This window comes from Streptomyces sp. NPDC015144, assembly GCF_043079735.1.
Lineage (GTDB): Bacteria > Actinomycetota > Actinomycetes > Streptomycetales > Streptomycetaceae > Streptomyces.
Map to the genome: position 1 here is coordinate 1 of NZ_JBIBUU010000006.1, position 16,038 is coordinate 16,038.

At 74.4% G+C, this 16,038-nt stretch carries 15 protein-coding genes and 1 rRNA gene; 12 read left to right on the forward strand and 4 right to left on the reverse strand.

Annotation, left to right across the window (positions count from 1 at the left end):
• The 3 genes from rrf to ACF08W_RS12445 all read left to right on the forward strand — a co-directional run.
• Positions 1-97 (forward strand): 5S ribosomal RNA (gene rrf, locus ACF08W_RS12435); the annotation flags it as partial.
• Between the two features lie 256 nt (positions 98-353).
• Entirely contained in the window at positions 354-1,460 is a 1,107-nt protein-coding gene (locus tag ACF08W_RS12440) for a hypothetical protein (protein WP_392279235.1), read from the forward strand.
• Positions 1,445-2,236: a hypothetical protein gene (locus tag ACF08W_RS12445; RefSeq protein ID WP_385218087.1), complete on the forward strand. Its 792-nt coding sequence runs from the start codon at positions 1,445-1,447 to the stop codon at positions 2,234-2,236. The genes ACF08W_RS12440 and ACF08W_RS12445 overlap by 16 nt, the downstream gene beginning before the upstream one ends.
• A gap of 65 nt (positions 2,237-2,301) precedes the next feature.
• Here ACF08W_RS12445 and ACF08W_RS12450 read toward each other — a convergent pair whose 3' ends face one another.
• Positions 2,302-3,585, reverse strand: coding sequence for a DUF1015 domain-containing protein (locus ACF08W_RS12450; protein ID WP_352280579.1), 1,284 nt, complete (start codon positions 3,583-3,585; stop codon positions 2,302-2,304).
• A gap of 71 nt (positions 3,586-3,656) precedes the next feature.
• On the opposite strand from ACF08W_RS12450, the gene ACF08W_RS12455 reads away from it, so the two are divergent.
• A complete protein-coding gene (locus ACF08W_RS12455; protein WP_385218091.1) occupies positions 3,657-4,685 on the forward strand; it encodes an HAD-IIA family hydrolase in 1,029 nt (342 codons plus the stop codon).
• A gap of 145 nt (positions 4,686-4,830) precedes the next feature.
• Entirely contained in the window at positions 4,831-5,691 is an 861-nt protein-coding gene (locus ACF08W_RS12460; protein WP_385218095.1) for an ABC transporter ATP-binding protein, read from the forward strand.
• Here ACF08W_RS12460 and ACF08W_RS12465 read toward each other — a convergent pair.
• A complete protein-coding gene (locus ACF08W_RS12465; protein WP_352280574.1) occupies positions 5,668-6,015 on the reverse strand; it encodes an SCP2 sterol-binding domain-containing protein in 348 nt (115 codons plus the stop codon). The genes ACF08W_RS12460 and ACF08W_RS12465 overlap by 24 nt on opposite strands.
• 43 nt (positions 6,016-6,058) lie before the next feature.
• Here ACF08W_RS12465 and ACF08W_RS12470 point away from each other — a divergent pair, with 43 nt between their 5' ends.
• The 6 genes from ACF08W_RS12470 to ACF08W_RS12495 all read left to right on the forward strand — a co-directional run bounded on the left by ACF08W_RS12470 (position 6,059) and on the right by ACF08W_RS12495 (position 12,078).
• Positions 6,059-6,373 carry a hypothetical protein gene (locus ACF08W_RS12470; protein WP_385218098.1) on the forward strand — a complete coding sequence of 105 codons (315 nt, stop codon included), beginning with the start codon at positions 6,059-6,061 and terminating at the stop codon, positions 6,371-6,373.
• Between the two features lie 7 nt (positions 6,374-6,380).
• The gene (locus tag ACF08W_RS12475) at positions 6,381-7,196 is read left to right on the forward strand and encodes a TlyA family RNA methyltransferase (RefSeq protein WP_352280572.1); all 816 of its coding nucleotides are present in this window, start codon (positions 6,381-6,383) and stop codon (positions 7,194-7,196) included.
• Positions 7,197-7,213: 17 nt separating this feature from the next.
• Complete coding sequence (locus tag ACF08W_RS12480; RefSeq protein ID WP_352280571.1) at positions 7,214-8,119, forward strand: NAD kinase; 906 nt, start codon at positions 7,214-7,216, stop codon at positions 8,117-8,119.
• 107 nt (positions 8,120-8,226) lie between these two features.
• A complete protein-coding gene (gene recN / locus ACF08W_RS12485) occupies positions 8,227-9,972 on the forward strand; it encodes a DNA repair protein RecN (RefSeq protein WP_392279236.1) in 1,746 nt (581 codons plus the stop codon).
• Positions 9,973-10,041: 69 nt separating this feature from the next.
• Positions 10,042-10,803, forward strand: coding sequence for a hypothetical protein (locus ACF08W_RS12490; protein WP_392279237.1), 762 nt, complete (start codon positions 10,042-10,044; stop codon positions 10,801-10,803).
• A 174-nt stretch (positions 10,804-10,977) separates the two neighbouring features.
• The gene (locus ACF08W_RS12495; protein ID WP_385218110.1) at positions 10,978-12,078 is read left to right on the forward strand and encodes a glycosyltransferase family 4 protein; all 1,101 of its coding nucleotides are present in this window, start codon (positions 10,978-10,980) and stop codon (positions 12,076-12,078) included.
• Between the two features lie 9 nt (positions 12,079-12,087).
• On the opposite strand, the gene ACF08W_RS12500 is transcribed toward ACF08W_RS12495, so the two are convergent.
• On the reverse strand, positions 12,088-13,713 hold the full coding sequence (locus ACF08W_RS12500; protein ID WP_392279238.1) for a PucR family transcriptional regulator: 1,626 nt from the start codon (positions 13,711-13,713) through the stop codon (positions 12,088-12,090).
• 254 nt (positions 13,714-13,967) lie between these two features.
• Here ACF08W_RS12500 and ACF08W_RS12505 point away from each other — a divergent pair, with 254 nt between their 5' ends.
• Complete coding sequence (locus ACF08W_RS12505) at positions 13,968-14,840, forward strand: sulfurtransferase (protein ID WP_392279239.1); 873 nt, start codon at positions 13,968-13,970, stop codon at positions 14,838-14,840.
• Here the strand turns inward: ACF08W_RS12505 and ACF08W_RS12510 are convergent.
• A complete protein-coding gene (locus tag ACF08W_RS12510) occupies positions 14,837-15,964 on the reverse strand; it encodes an MFS transporter (protein WP_392279364.1) in 1,128 nt (375 codons plus the stop codon). The two genes, ACF08W_RS12505 and ACF08W_RS12510, sit on opposite strands and share 4 nt — an antisense overlap.
• Between the last annotated feature and the right edge of the window lie 74 nt (positions 15,965-16,038).

Sequence of the window (16,038 nt, forward strand, 5' to 3'; positions counted from 1 at the left end):
GGAAACGCCCGGTTACATTCCGAACCCGGAAGCTAAGCCTTTCAGCGCCGATGGTACTGCAGGGGGGACCCTGTGGGAGAGTAGGACGCCGCCGAGCAATCTTTCAAGGACCCTTGGTCCCAGCGTTCACGCTGGGACCAAGGGTCCTTTTTGTTTTTGTCGAAGCGCGTCGGGTGTCCGGCTGCGTCAGAATGTCTTGTAGTACCCGATGACAGGAGTCTTGCCGATGTCCACCAACTCTCCCGACGATCGTTCGGAGCGCGAGCCGCGTCGCCGGGACGGTGGTGACCGGGGCGGCTTCGGCGGCCATCGCGACGGCCGTTCCGGCGGGCCGCGCCGGGACAACGACCGCAATGACCGTGGTGGCTACCGGCGTGATGACAGCCGGCCTTCCGGTGGCGGATTCCGTCGTGACGACCGGGACCGTGACCGCGATCGTGGCCCGCGCCGGGATGACAACCGTGGCGGCGGCTTCGGTGGTGGGTTCCGTCGTGACGACAGTCGGCGTGACGACAACCGTGGCGGTGGTTTCCGCCGTGATGACAACCGCCGTGACGACAGCCGGCGTGATGACAGCCGCGGTGGTGGTTACGGTGGTGGGTTCCGTCGTGACGACCGTGACCGCGATCGTGGTCCGCGTCGGGACGATGACCGTGGCGGCTACCGCCGCGACGACAACCGCGGTGGCGGCTTCCGCCGCGACGACAACCGGCGCGACGACAACCGCGGTGGTGGTTTCCGCCGTGATGACAACCGCCGTGACGACAGCCGTAGCGGTGGTTACGGTGGTGGGTTCCGTCGTGACGACCGTGACCGCGATCGTGGGCCGCGTCGGGACGATGAGCGTGGCGGGTTCCGTGGTCCCCGGCGTGACGACGACCGGCCGCGTGGTCCGCGTCGGGACGATGACCGTGGCGGCTACCGCCGCGACGACAACCGCGGTGGCGGCTTCCGCCGCGACGACAACCGGCGCGACGACAACCGCGGTGGTGGTTTCCGCCGTGATGACAACCGCCGTGACGACAGCCGGCGTGATGACAGCCGTAGCGGTGGTTACGGTGGTGGGTTCCGTCGTGACGACCGGGACCGTGACCGCGATCGTGGGCCGCGTCGGGACGACGAGCGTGGCGGGTTCCGTGGTCCCCGGCGTGACGACGACCGGCCGCGTGGTCCGCGTCGGGATGACGACCGTGGCGGCTACCGCCGCGACGACAACCGCGGTGGCGACAACCGTGGCGGCGGCTACCGCCGCGACGACAGTCGGCGCGACGACAACCGCGGTGGTGGGTACCGCGGGCAGCGGGACGACCGGGGTGGTCGGGGCGGTGGCTACCGTGGACGCGACGACCGCGGCGGCTACGACCGGCGTGACGACCGGGACCGCGAGCCCGTCAAGCGGCTGCCGATCCCGGAGGACGTCACCGGCGACGAGATCGACAAGGACGTGCGGCAGGAGCTGATGAGCCTGCCGAAGACCCTGGCCGAGGACGTCTCGCGCAACCTCGTCATGGTGGCCCGGCTGATCGACGAGGACCCCGAGCAGGCATACGCGTACTCGCGGATCGCGCTCCGGCTGGCCTCGCGGGTGGCCGCGGTGCGGGAGGCGGCCGGCTTCGCCGCGTACGCCACGCAGAAGTACTCGGAGGCGCTGGCGGAGTTCCGGGCCGCCAAGCGGATGACCGGTTCCGTGGAGCTGTGGCCCGTCATGGCGGACTGCGAGCGCGGGCTCGGACGGCCCGAGCGAGCGCTGGCGATGGCCGGTGAGCCCGAGGTGCAGAAGCTGGACAAGGCCGGACAGGTGGAGATGCGCCTGGTCGCCGCCGGTGCCCGGCGGGACATGGACCAGCTCGACGCCGCCATTGTCACGCTCCAGAGCTCCGAGCTCGCGTCGAGCGCCGTGCACCCCTGGACGGCCAGGCTGCGCTACGCGTACGCCGACGCGCTGCTCGCCGCCGGTCGTGAGAACGAGGCCCGGGAGTGGTTCGGGAAGGCGCTGGAGGCGGACAAGGACGGCTCCACCGACGCGTCCGACCGGCTCGCCGAGATGGACGGTGTCGAGTTCGTCGACGCCCTCGACGAGGAAGAGGCCGACGAGAACGGGGCCGACGGCAACGGCGACGGCAACGGTAATGGGAACGACAACGGCGAGGCCGTGAGCCCGGAGCCGGAGACCGCCGCGGACGGCGACAAGGACGGCGCCACGGACGGCGACAAGGACCGCACGCCCGAGGCGTGAGACAACGAGAGAGGGCGGCACCCCGGGACCCGGGGTGCCGCCCTCTCTCGTTTCCCCGTTCCGCCTCAGTCCAGATCGAGGTCGAGACTGCGCAGGACCAGTCCGGTGGCCGGCTTCGGACCGAACGACGTCGACTTACGAGGCATCGTGACCCCCTGCCGGGCGAGATCCCGCACCACCTCCTCGCGCACCGGATGCATCAGGACCGCCGTGCCGCCCCGCCGCTCGGCCTGCTCCACGGCGGCGGCGGTGTCGTGGATGTAGGCGATGTGCTCCGGGGCGTCCGGTATCTCCCAGACGTGGTCGAGCAGGGCCGCGTGCAGGACCGTCGCGTCCAGGGCCCGCCAGGCGGGCGGTCGGTCGGCGGGGACCGTGCGGGCCAGCAGACCGGGATCCGGACGGTCGACGAGATGGAAGCCGCCGTCGCCGGCGAGCAGGAACGCGTTGCCCTCGGCGGACGCCCCGGCGAGCGCCTCCAGTGCGTCGGGAAGCGGGCCGGGCACCTCGCGTACCCGGAAGAGGCCGTCCAGCGCGGCCAGCGCCGCGTCGACCGGGAGCCGGTGCAGCAGCCGGTGGATGGCACGTACCCGGAGCGGATAGCGGGCCGTGTCCACGAGCAGGACCAGGCCGAAGTCCCAGGGGCCGGGCACCGTGTGCTCCCGCTGGAGGCGGAGGTAGGTGGCCCAGCGATGGTGCCCGTCGGCGATCAGCGCCTGGTGGTGGGCGAGATCTGTGCCGATCTCCGCCTGCTCGACGGGGTCGGTGACCGCCCAGAGCCGGTGCCGGAACCCGTCCTCGGTCGTGGTGGTGAGCAGCGGCGGACGGTCCGTCGCCCGCTCGATGACGGCGGCCGCCCCCGCCTCCCGGCCGTCGCCCCGGTAGCTCAGCAGCAGCGGTTCGAGGTGGGCCGCGGTGGTGCGCATCAGGTCGGCCCGGTCCTCCACGACATGGGCCATCACGTCCTCGTGCGGCAGCACCACGCCCTCGGCCGGGGCGGAGAGCGCCAGCGTCCCGATGACACCCCGTTGCAGCAGATCGCCGTTGCGCTGCTCGTACACGTACAGAGCGGGCTCGTGGTCCGGTGCGAGGACGCCCTCGGCGAGCCAGTGCTTCAGGGTCCGCGCCGCCTGTTCGTGGCGGGCCGCGGCCGTGTCCGCCTGGGGCAGGATCAGCCGGACGATGTTGTGCGGATCGGCCGACTCCAGATGATGGAGCCCGTCGGGCCGCACCACCACGTCGTACGGGGGAGAGGTCACCGCTGCGAGACTGCCGACCTGCTCGGGGACGTACCGCAGCCCACGGAACGGAATCAGACGCAGTCCCTGGCCGGCCGGACCTGATGTGTTCATCCGTGCATGGTAAGTGCGGGACGGGGATGCGCGATGATCTGAGCAGAAGCGGGTAGCGAGGAGCACAAGGAATGAGTCAGACGGGCAGAACCCGACCCAGTGGCAGCGGTACGGCGCTGAGCAGGGCGTACGACACGGCGCTGCTCGATCTCGACGGGGTGGTCTACGCGGGCGACCGGGCGATCGTCCACGCCGTCGACGCGCTGGCGGCGGCGCGGAACGGCGGGATGCACCTGGCGTACGTCACCAACAACGCCCTGCGCACACCGGATGCGGTGGCCGGCCATCTGACCGCGCTCGGCGTCCCCGCGGAGCCCGGTGACGTGATCACCTCGGCGCAGGCGGTGGCCCGGTTGATGGCCGATCAGCTTCCCCCCGGTGCCCGGGTGCTGGTGGTGGGCGGCGAGGGGCTGCGGTCCGCGGTGCGGGAGCGCGGCCTGGTGCCGGTGGAGTCGGCGGACGACGACCCGGCCGCGGTGGCCCAGGGGTACGGCGGCCCGGACATGGCCTGGGGGCGGTTCGCCGAGGCCGCGTACGCGGTCGCGCGCGGGGTGCCGTGGTTCGCGTCCAACACCGACCTGACGATCCCGAGCGCCCGGGGCATCGCACCGGGCAACGGTGCCGCGGTCGAGGTCGTACGGATCGCGACCGGTGCCGAGCCGCAGGTGGCCGGGAAGCCGCTGCCGCCGATGCACCGGGAGACGGTGCTGCGGACCGGTGCCGAACGCCCGCTGGTGGTCGGCGACCGGCTCGACACGGACATCGAGGGCGCGTTCAACGGAGGCGTGGACTCCCTGCTGGTGCTCACCGGGGTGACGGACGCGGCGCGGCTGCTGGCCGCCGTTCCGGCGCACCGGCCGACCTACGTGGACGCGGACCTGAGGGGGCTGCTGACCGGGCAGCCCGAGGTGGCGGAGAGCGGCGGCGGGTTCGTCTGCGGGGGCTGGACGGCCTCGGTGCGCGGCGACGGGCTGGCGCTGGACGGGGACGGGGACGCGCTGGACGGGCTGCGGGCGCTCTGCGGGGCGGCGTGGTCGCACGCGGGGGAGGGCTCCTGCGGGCTGGACGCGGGGAAGGCGGTCGCCCGGCTGGGGCTGTAGGAGCGGGCCGGGGAGGGACGCCGGTCGACGGCCGCGGGGAACCGGCCCACCGCCACAGGAAAAGATAGGTTAACCTAACCTAACTTTGTTCTGTTCGGTGTGCCGCCGTTCCGCACCCGCCCCCTCCGACTCCGGGAGTACGACCATGCAGCGCCTCGCCGCGGACGCGGTGACCCTCGGCTACGACGGCAGGGTCGTCGCGGAGGACCTCTCGGTGGAGATCCCCGACCGTTCCTTCACGGTGATCGTCGGCCCCAACGCCTGCGGCAAGTCGACCCTGCTGCGCGCGCTCGCGCGGATGCTGACACCGGAGCGCGGCCGGGTGCTGCTGGACGGGCGGGCGATCCACCGACTGCCCGCGAAGAAGGTCGCCCGGACGCTGGGGCTGCTCCCGCAGTCCTCCGTCGCGCCGGACGGGATCACCGTCGCCGACCTCGTCGGGCGCGGCCGTTACCCCCACCAGGGACTGCTGCGCCAGTGGTCGCCGGAGGACGAACGCGTCGTCGCGGAGTCGATGGCGGCCACCGGCGTCGACGCGCTCGCCGACCGCCATGTCGACGCGCTGTCCGGCGGACAGCGCCAGCGCGTCTGGATCGCCATGGCGCTCGCCCAGCAGACACCGCTGCTGCTGCTCGACGAGCCGACCACGTACCTCGACATCCAGCACCAGATCGACGTCCTCGACCTCTGCGCCGACCTGCACGAGACGCAGGGGCGCACCCTGGTCGCCGTGCTGCACGACCTGAACCACGCCGCGCGGTACGCCACCCACCTCGTCGCGATGCGGGACGGCCGGGTGATCGCGGAGGGGCCGCCCGGCGAGATCGTCACCGCGGACCTGGTGGAGCGGGTCTTCGGGCTGCGCTGCCAGGTGATCGACGATCCGGAGACCGGGACCCCGCTGGTGGTGCCGGCCGCGCGCGGACCACGCCGGGCCGTCGCGGCGGCGGCCGGAGGCCCGCCCGGCGGACCGGCGCCCGGCCTACAGCAGCGACCTCAGCCGTAGGAGATCGCGGAACCCCGCCTCCAGGCGGACCCGGCCCGAGGCCCAGGCGCGGGCGAAGTCCAGCTCGCCGTCGACCATGGCCACCAGGTCGTCGCCGGTCATCGCGAGCCGGATCGCCGCCTTCTCGCGGGGCGGCCCCCCGACCGCGTCCAGCACCTGGATCCGGCCATCGGTCAGCCGGCCGGTGAACGTGACGTCGAGGTCCTTGATGTGGCAGCTCAGCGAACGGTCGACGGCGGCCGCACCGCGTACGGCGCCGTCGGCCTCCGCGAGGCGGTCGGAAAGTCTGTCGAGTGCGCTGCGGCACTCCGCCATGGTCGCCATCGTGATCGACGGTACCCCAGCCCTTCGGGGTAGCGTTTCCCGCATGAGCGACTCGATGCGGGAGACCTCGGGGACAGGGGAGACACGGGAGGCGGCGGAACCGGCGACGGCGGCCGTGCCCGAGCCCGACCCCGCCGCACCGGCGCCCCTGGGCGTCCCCCGCACCCCCACCGGCCACGCCGGGGTGGACGCGGGCCTGGAGCGTCTCGCCGACGCCGACCACCTCCCGGCGGACGGACACATCGAGGTGTACGAGGATGTACACCGTGGGCTGCGCGAGACCTTGACCGCGCTGGACAACGCGCCCACGACCGCACCGGTACCCGCACCGGTGCCCCCGCACGACAACAGGAGCTGAACCGAACGTGGCCGGAGTGGCACGCCGCCGTCTCGACGCCGAACTGGTACGCCGCAAACTCGCGCGCTCGCGCGAGCACGCCAGCCAGCTGATCGCCGCCGGGCGGGTCACCGTCGGCGGGAACACCGCGACCAAACCCGCCACCCAGGTCGAGACCAGCGCCGCCGTCGTCGTGACCAAGGACGACAGCGACCCCGAGTACGTCTCGCGCGGCGGGCACAAGCTCGCGGGCGCCCTCGCCGCCTTCGTCCCCCTCGGCCTGGCCGTCGAGGGACGCCGGGCCCTGGACGCCGGGGCGTCGACCGGCGGCTTCACCGACGTACTGCTCAGGGCGGGCATCGGCCATGTCGTCGCCGTGGACGTCGGCTACGGGCAGCTCGCCTGGTCGCTCCAGTCCGACGACCGCGTCACCGTCAAGGACCGTACCAACGTACGGGAGTTGACGCTGGAGGCGATCGACGGGCAGCCGGTGGACCTGGTGGTCGGGGACCTGTCGTTCATCCCGCTGGGGCTGGTCCTGCCCGCCCTGGCACGCTGCGCCGCCCCCGGCGCCGACCTGGTCCTGATGGTCAAGCCGCAGTTCGAGGTGGGCAAGGAGCGGCTCGGCAGCGGCGGTGTGGTGCGCAGCCCCGAACTGCGGGCCGAGGCGGTGCGCGAGGTCGCGCGCCGGGCCTGGGAACTGGGCCTCGGGGTGCGGGGGGTGACGGCGAGCCCGCTGCCCGGCCCGTCGGGGAACGTCGAGTACTTTCTGTGGCTGCGGGCCGACGCACCTGAACTGGATCCCGCGGATGTCGACCGTGCAGTGGCGGAGGGGCCTCGTTGACGACGAATGCGGCACGAATGACGACGGACACGGCCCGGACCGTGTTCCTTCTCGCGCACACCGGCCGCCCGGCCGCGATCCGCAGTGCCGAACTGGTCGTACAGGGGCTGCTCCGCAGCGGTCTGGGCGTACGGGTGCTGGCCACCGAGGCGGCGGACCTGCCGCTGCCGCCGTCCGTCGAGACGGTCACGGACACCACACCAGCGGCGATGGACGGCTGTGAGCTGCTGATCGTGCTCGGCGGGGACGGGACGCTGCTGCGTGGCGCGGAGCTCTCCCGGGCCTCCGGGGTGCCGATGCTCGGCGTCAACCTCGGCCGGGTCGGGTTCCTCGCCGAGGCCGAGCGCGACGACCTGGACAAGGTCGTCGACCGGGTCGTCACCCGCTCCTACCAGGTCGAGGAACGCATGACGCTCGACGTCGTGGTGCGCACCAACGGCGATGTCGTCCACACCGACTGGGCGCTCAACGAGGCGGCCGTGCAGAAGGTGTCGCCCGAGCGGATGCTGGAGGTCGTCCTGGAGATCGACGGCCGCCCCGTGACCGGGTTCGGCTGCGACGGGATCGTCTGCGCGACGCCGACCGGGTCGACCGCGTACGCCTTCTCGGCGGGCGGGCCGGTCGTCTGGCCCGAGGTCGAGGCCCTGCTGATGGTGCCGATCAGCGCCCACGCGCTGTTCGCCAAACCGCTGGTGACCTCACCGGACTCGGTGCTCGCCGTGGAGGTCCAGCAGCACACCCCGCACGGGGTGCTCTGGTGCGACGGCCGCAGGACCGTGGAGCTGCCCGCCGGGGCGCGGGTCGAGGTGCGGCGCGGGGCGGTGCCCGTACGCCTCGCGCGGCTGCACCACGCCTCGTTCACGGACCGGCTGGTCGCGAAGTTCGCGCTGCCGGTCTCGGGGTGGCGCGGCGCCCCGCACTGACCGGCGGACGTTCCCCCGGAGGTGTCGCGAAGGGCGGGGAGCATACCCGGGAGAGTGAGCCGTGGAGCGGGGTACGTCGCACATCGGCCTTCGGACCTCGTAAGGTCGTGTCCGTGTTGGAGGAGATGCGGATACGGTCGCTCGGAGTCATCGACGACGCGGTGGTGGAGCTGTCACCCGGTTTCACCGCCGTGACGGGTGAGACCGGCGCGGGCAAGACCATGGTCGTCACCAGCCTCGGGCTGCTGCTCGGCGGGCGCGCGGACCCGGCCCTGGTACGGATCGGGGCCAAGGCCGCCGTCGTGGAGGGGCGGATCACGGTGTCCGAGGGGGACGCCGTCGCCCTGCGGGCGGAGGAGGCCGGGGGCGAGATCGAGGACGGCGCGCTGCTGATCAGCCGTACCGTCTCCGCCGAGGGGCGCTCCCGGGCGCATCTCGGCGGCCGGTCCGTGCCGGTCGGGGTGCTCTCCGAACTCGCCGACGAACTCGTCGCCGTGCACGGTCAGACCGACCAGCAGGGGCTGCTCAAGCCGGCCCGGCAGCGGCAGGCGCTCGACCGTTACGCGGGCGACGGCGTCGCCCGGCCGCACGCCGCGTACGCGGCGGCCTACCACCGGCTGCGGGCCGTCGCCACGGAGCTGGAGGAGCTGACCACGCGCGCCCGCGAGCGCGCCCAGGAAGCCGATCTGCTCCGCTTCGGGCTGGGCGAGATCGCCGCCGTCGAACCACTGGCCGGTGAGGACGCCGAACTGGCCGCCGAGGCCGAGCGGCTCGGCCACGCGGAGGCGCTCGCCTCCGCCGCGTCCCTGGCGCACACGGCGCTCGCGGGCGACCCGGAGGACCCGGAGGGCGTCGACGCGACGACCGTCGTCGCGGCCGCCGGACGGGCGCTGGACGCGGTGCGCGCCCACGACCCGGCGCTGGCGGCGCTCGCCGACCGGATCGGCGAGATCTCGATCCTGCTCTCCGACGTCGCGGGCGAACTGGCCGGATACGCCGACCAGTTGGACGCCGACCCGCGACGGCTCGCCGCCGTCGAGGAGCGCCGCGCCGCGCTCACCGTGCTCACCAGGAAGTACGGCGAGGACATCGGCGCCGTGCTCGCCTGGGCCCAGGAGGGTGCCACCCGCCTCACCGAGCTGGAGGGCGACGACGACCGGATCGGCGAGCTGACCGCCGAACGCGACGCGCTGCGGGCCGAACTCTCCGCCCTCGGGCAGGAGCTGACCGACGCGCGCAACCGGGCGGCGGCGCTCTTCGCCGAGGCGGTGACCGAGGAGCTGGCCTCCCTGGCGATGCCGCACGCCCGGGTCTCCTTCGCGATCCGGCAGACCGAGGCTCCCGACGAGGCGTCCGGCATCGACATCGACGGGCGGAGCGTGGTCTACGGGCCCTCCGGCGCCGACGAGGTGGAGCTGCTGCTGGCCCCGCACCCCGGCGCCCCGCCGCGACCGATCGCCAAGGGGGCCTCGGGCGGTGAGCTGTCCCGGGTGATGCTCGCCGTCGAGGTGGTCTTCGCGGGCGCCGACCCCGTACCCACGTACCTCTTCGACGAGGTCGACGCGGGCGTCGGCGGCAAGGCCGCGGTCGAGGTCGGGCGGCGGCTCGCGAAGCTCGCCCGGTCCGCCCAGGTCGTCGTCGTCACCCACCTTCCGCAGGTGGCGGCCTTCGCGGACCGGCAGTTGCTGGTCGAGAAGACCGTCGACGGGGCGGTCACCAGCAGCGGGGTCACGGTCCTGGAGGGTGAGGACCGGGTGCGGGAGCTGTCCCGGATGCTCGCGGGCCAGGAGGACTCCCAGACGGCACGGGCCCACGCGGAGGAACTGCTCGCCGCGGCCCGCTCGGACGGCTGACACCCGCCCGTAGTCACGGGGACGGCCCGCCGGAACCGTCCGGCGGGCCGTCCCCGTAGGCTGGCGCGCATGGGAGCGACGTTCGGGAGGACCGTGGCGGCCGGTGCCGTCGCCGCGACGGTGGCGGGCGGGGTGTACCGGGTCCTGCGGTCCCGGCCGCGCCCGTTCGGACGGCGCGTCAACCACGCGGGCCGCGCCGTCGACCTCTGCGCGGGCCCGGCCGCCGTGCTCGGGACCGCGGCCGGTGCGGCGGTCCTTCCGCTGCCGCCCCGCACCCGGTGCGCCGCCGTCCTCGCGGTGCTGGCGGCCGGCGGCTGCGGCGCCCACGACGACCTCGCCGGCGCGGGCGATACGCGCAGCGGCTTCCGGGCCCACCTCGGCGCGCTCCGGGACGGCGAACTGACCACCGGCGCGGTGAAGCTCCTCGGCATCGGTGCCGCCGGGCTCGTCGCCGCGTCCCTGCTGAAGGAGCGGCCCGTCGACCGGGTGCTCGGCGCGCTGGTGATCGCCGGGACCGCGCATCTGGTCAATCTGACGGACCTGCGGCCGGCGGCGGCCGCCGCCACCGTCCTCGCCCTCGGCGCCCCCGGGCTGCCGGGCGGGCTCGCCGCCGCCCCGGTCGGCGCCGTCGCCGCGCTCCTCGCCGACGACCTGGGGGAGCGGACCATGCTCGGGGACACCGGGGCGCACGCCCTGGGCGCCGGGCTCGGGGTCGCGATCGTCGCGGGCCGGGGCCGGGCCGGACTCCTCGCGCACGGAGCCGCACTGGTCGCGGCGGCGGCGTACGGGGACCGGATCGGGGACCTCGTCCGGGCGGTCGCGGACCGCTGAGGGCGGCGGAGGGGCAACATCGCGCCGTTTTCTCACCCGTGCGGGTGGCAGGCGGTGTCCGGAAGTCGAGGTAAGGGCCATGACAGCCGCCCGACTGTGCCGGAACGCCCGTACGGACTGGCATCCTTGGCGGTGCCCTCACCACCGACTCGGGAGCCCCGGGAGCCATTCAACGTGTCACAGCTGCGTACGGTCCAAGTCCTGGGCGGCGGCAGCGCGGGCAGCAACGCCCACGTCGGCTCGCTGACCGCCGGGCTCGTGGCGCGGGGCGTGCACGTCACCGTCTGCGCCCCCGCCGAACTGGACCACGCCTACGACTACTCCGGCACGGGCGCCCGGTTCACCCCCGTACCCCGGCGCGGCGATCCCGTCTCCGTCGCCGCCCTGCGGAGCGCCTGCGCGAGCGCGGACCTCGTCCACGCGCACGGACCGCACGCCGCCGTGCGCGCCGCCCTCGCGCTCGGCGGACGGAGCGTCCCCCTCGTCGTCACCTGGCATGCCCGCGCCCATGTCGACGGGGCGCGCCGCCGGTTGGTCCGGATGATGGAGCGACGGGCCGCGCGGGCGGCCGCGGTCGTCCTCGGCACCACGTCGGACCTGGTCGACCGGGCGCGTCGGAGAGGGGCGCGGGACGCCCGGCTCGCACCGGTCTCCGCCCCCGCGCCCCGGCTGCCGGAAGGCGCCCGGCCGGACAAGGCCAGGGCCGAACTCGGCGTGGTGGGAAGGCCGTTGATCGTCACCTGCGGAAGCCTCGTGCCGCACCACGGCTACGGCACCCTGCTCGACGCCGCCCGGATGTGGCGGGACCTCGACCCCGGGCCGCTCCTGGTCGTCGTGGGCGAGGGGCGGGAGCGGTCCGCTCTCCAGCGCCGGATCCGGGACGAGGAACTGCCCGTCCGGCTCGTCGGCGACCGCGAGGACCGCGCCGAGCTGCTCGCCGCGGCGGATCTGGCCGTGCTGCCCAGCAGTTGGGAGGAGCGCTCGGTGCAGGCGCAGGAGGCGCTCAGGCTCGGCGTCCCGCTGGTCGCCACCGCGGTCGGCGGCGTGCCCGACCTGGTGGGCGACGCGGCGGAGCTCGTGCCGTACGGCAACGCGGAGGCCCTCGGGCGGACGGTGACCCGGCTGCTCGGCGATCCGCTGCGCCGCGCGGAGATGGCCGCCACCGGGCTCGCGCAGGCCGCCGAATGGCCCACCGAGGACGACACCATCGCCCAAGTGCTCAGCGTGTACGACGAGTTGACCCAGCCGCTGGCGGTGGCCGTACGGGCACGCTGAGCCTCCCGGCTACTCGGTGTGCCGGCGGGCCCGGAGCGCCAGGCTCAGCGCCAGCACCGCCTGCGGGTCGTCCAGATCGGTGCCGAGCAGCTCCCCGATCCGGGCCAGCCGGTTGTACAGGGTCTGCCGGTTCAGATGCAGCTCCCGCGCCGTCTCCGCCTTGCGGCCCGCGTGCGCCAGATACGTCTCCAGCGTCGGCAGCAGCGCGGGGCGCGAGGTCCGGTCGTGGTCCCGCAGCGGCCCGATCGCCCGGTCCACGAACGCGGCCAGGTCCGGATGGTCGCGCAGCCGCCACAGCAGCAGATCGATGTCGAGACGCCGGGCGTCGTACCAGGGCCGGTCGTCGAGGCCGTACGCGGCCGTCGCCGTCTCGGCGGCGTGCCGCAGGCTCGCCCCGGCCGTCGCCCAGCCGCCCGCCACCCCCACCACCACGACCGGGGGCCGCGCCCCGGCCCGTTCGAGACCGGCCCGCTCCACCCCGGCCCGCAGCGCCGTCGCGACCCGGTCCGCGACCGCCGTGCGCTCCGACTCGGACCGCAGCCCCAGCAGCACCGGCACCCGGCCCTCCACCGGCCGCACCCCCAGCAGCACCGGCACACCCACCGACGACAGCTCCTCCAGCACCGCGCGGGCCAGCGACGCCCAGTTCCCGGACGCCGACAGCTCCGGGGCCAGCCGCATCACGACCGGCAGCAGCGGCAGCGCACCCGGCTTGAAACCCAGGACCCGGGCCTGGGCGGGCGCGTCCTCCGGGGTGATCCGGCCCTCGGCGAGATCGGAGAGGAAGTCGCCCCGGCCCCGGGCGGCGAGCTCCTCCTCCTGGCGGGCCTGCATCAGGACGACGGCGAGGATGCCCGCCGCCCGCTCCGCTGCCATCCGGTGCACCGGCAGCAGCGGCCCGGAGACCGCCAGCAGCACCAGCCTGGCCCGCACCGCACCGGTGCCGGGGCCGCCGCCCGGCACGTCCACCAGCACCGAACCGGTCGGCGGTGCCTCGCGGGCCGCCCGCCCGCCCCGCATCCCGTCCCACACCTGGAGCGGATCGGCGCCGACCGGGCCGGTGCCCGGCCCCGCCGCGTACAACAGCTGCCCGTCCGCCGTCTCCAGGAAGACCGGGTTGGCCGCGAAGTCCGCCAGGATGCCGAGGACCTGGGGGACCCCGCCACCGCCGAGCAGCGCCTGGGTGCACCGCCGGTGCACGTCCTCGGCCTGCCGCAGCAGGGCGTAGTGGCCGTTGACGATCTCGGTGTGGATCTCCTCCGTCACCGCCACGAACGGCACCTCGCGGTGCAGCTGCACCAACGGCAGCCCCGCGGCCCGGGCGGCGTCCACGATCGAGGACGGCAGCCGGCTGAAACGCGGACCGAGCTCCACCACCAGGGCGGCGATCTGCCGGTCGGCGAGCCTGCGGACGAAGGCGCGCTGCTCGGCCGGACGGGTGCCGAGCCCGAGCCCCGTGGTGAGCAGCAGCTCACCGCCCTTGAGCAGCGAGGCGATGTTCGGCACCTCGCCCGCGTGCACCCAGCGGACCGTACGGTTCAGCCGCTCCGAGCCCGCCACCACCTCCGGGAGCCCGCCCCGCAGTCCCGGCAGCTCCAGGGCGCGCTGCACGGTGATTCCGCCTTGGGTCTCCACTTGCTCAGGCCTCGTACTTCCGCTTGATCCGATGGGCGTCCGCCCGGGTCTCCACCTTGATTTTCGCCCCGGTTCAGGACGGTACCGGCACTCGGCGCCCAGGGCGCCGCCGGGGGAGCCGCCGGTGGGAGCCGGTGCGGGCCCGATGCCGGCCGGCGTTGACACGGGGTGAGCGCCGCTGCGATCTTGTGGACGCCGCGCGGTCCGGGCGGCCCCGTATCCACAGAGATGACCTTGGAGCAGGTGTGGGCGACGTGTCCCAGGAACCGTCCGGCCCGTTGGTCTGCGTCGACTGGCTGGCGGCGCGGATCGGCGCGCCGGACGGGCCGGTGGTCCTCGACGCCTCGGTCGGAGCGCATCGGGGCGGGGAACGGCGCATTCCCGGCGCACGGGTCTTCGACATCGACGGAGCCCTCTCCGACCCCTCCGTGCCGCTGGCCCACACGATGCCCGGCGCCGACCGGTTCACCCGGGAGCTGCGCGCCCTCGGCGTGAACGACGCGGACACCGTCGTCGTGTACGACGGCGCCGGGATCTACTCCAGCGCCCGGGCCTGGTGGATGCTGCGGGCGATGGGCTTCGACCGGGTCGCGGTGCTCGACGGAGGCCTGCCGGCCTGGACCGCGGCCGGGCTGCCCCTGGAGAGCGCCCCTCCCGCGCCCCCGGCGGCTCCCGGTGACTTCACCGCACGACCGCGCGCCGGGATGTTCGTCACCGCCGAGGAGGTGGCGCGGACCCTGACCGACCCCGCCGCGGTGGTCCTCGACGCCCGGTCCCCGCAGCGGTACGCCGGTACCGTCGCCGAGCCCCGCCCGGGGCTGCGCGCCGGACACATGCCGGGGGCGGTCAACCTGCCCTTCGACACCCTTCAGCACGAGGGCCGGATGCGCCCGGCGGACGAACTGCGCGCCGCCCTCGCCGCCCGCGCAGGCGAGCGCGAGCGGCTGGTCCTCAGCTGCGGCTCGGGGGTCACCGCCTGCGTGCTGGCCCTGGCGGCGGAGCTCGCCGGGTACCGCGGACAGGCGGTGTACGACGGTTCGTGGAGCGAGTGGGGGATGGCCTCGGGGCCGCACCCCGTGGCGACCGGGGCGGACGGGCCAGCGCCCGCCGTGAGACCGGCCCGCTAACCGGCGGACTCCGGCCCGGGGGCCCGCAGCAGTCGCTCGCCGAGCAGCACCGCGCACGCCGCTACCGCCAGCAGCCCGCCGACGAGGAAGGTGCCCCGCGCTCCGGCGAGCGGCAGGATCAGTCCGCCGAGCGCGGCGCCCGCCGCGATGCCGAGGTTGTACAGGCCGGAGTTGGCCGCGAGTGCGATGTCCGTGCGGCCCGGTGCGCACCGCAGCATGGCGTTCTGGGTGGTCATGAACACCGGCCCGAGCGCACCGCCCGTCAGCGCCAGGAACACCACCGCCGCCACCGGCTCGGCGCCGACCGCGTAGAGACCGAGCATGCCCACCGCCTGGGTGGCGACGGCGGTGGCCAGCGTGGTCCGGGGAAAGCGGTCCAGCAGTGCCCCGGTGACGCCCACTCCGGCCAGGCACGCGACTCCGAAAGTGACGAGAAGGGCGTCGACCGCGCTTGAGGAGAACCCGCTCACGTCGCCCAGGAACGTGACGATGTAGGTGTATCCCGTGAAGGCCCCGGTGGCGGACAGGGTCCCGGCCACCAGTACGGTCCCGAACCGGCGGACGTCGGGACTGGTCCCGTGGGCGGCGTGCTCCTCCTCCGGTCGGGAGGTGGGCAGCAGAACGGCGATCGTCACCAGCGAGACGAGTCCCAGAGCCGCGAGCACGGCGACGGGCACCTGCCAGTCGCTCCGCCGGCCCAGCCAGGTCCCCGCGGGGACACCGAGCACGAGGGCGAGCGAGCCGGCGACGGACAGCGCTCCGACCACGCGGCCACGGACCGCGGGGGTGAACAGGCCCGCCGCGACCGGGGCCATCACCGCCCAGAACAACGCCTGGGCGAGCGCGGTCAGCAGCCGCGCGAGGAGAAGCACCCAGTAGGAGGTCGCCAGCGCCGCCACCAGACTTGACACGACCAGCGCGGCCAGGAGCCCGGTGAGCACATGGCGCCGGGGCACTCCCCGCACGGCGTGGGCGAGCGGCAAGGACGCGACGGCCACCGTCACGCCGTAACCGGTGACCAGGAGGCCGACCGCCGGCACGGACACCCGGAGGCTCTCGGAGATGAGTTCCAGGAGTCCGACAGGCAGGTTCTCCGCGGTGTTCAGGGTGAAGGCGGCCAGCATCAGGGCCAGGAGCACCGCCGACCTCCGCCCCACGGACGGACGCGCCGTGACCTCGCGCCCTCTTCCCGGCCACG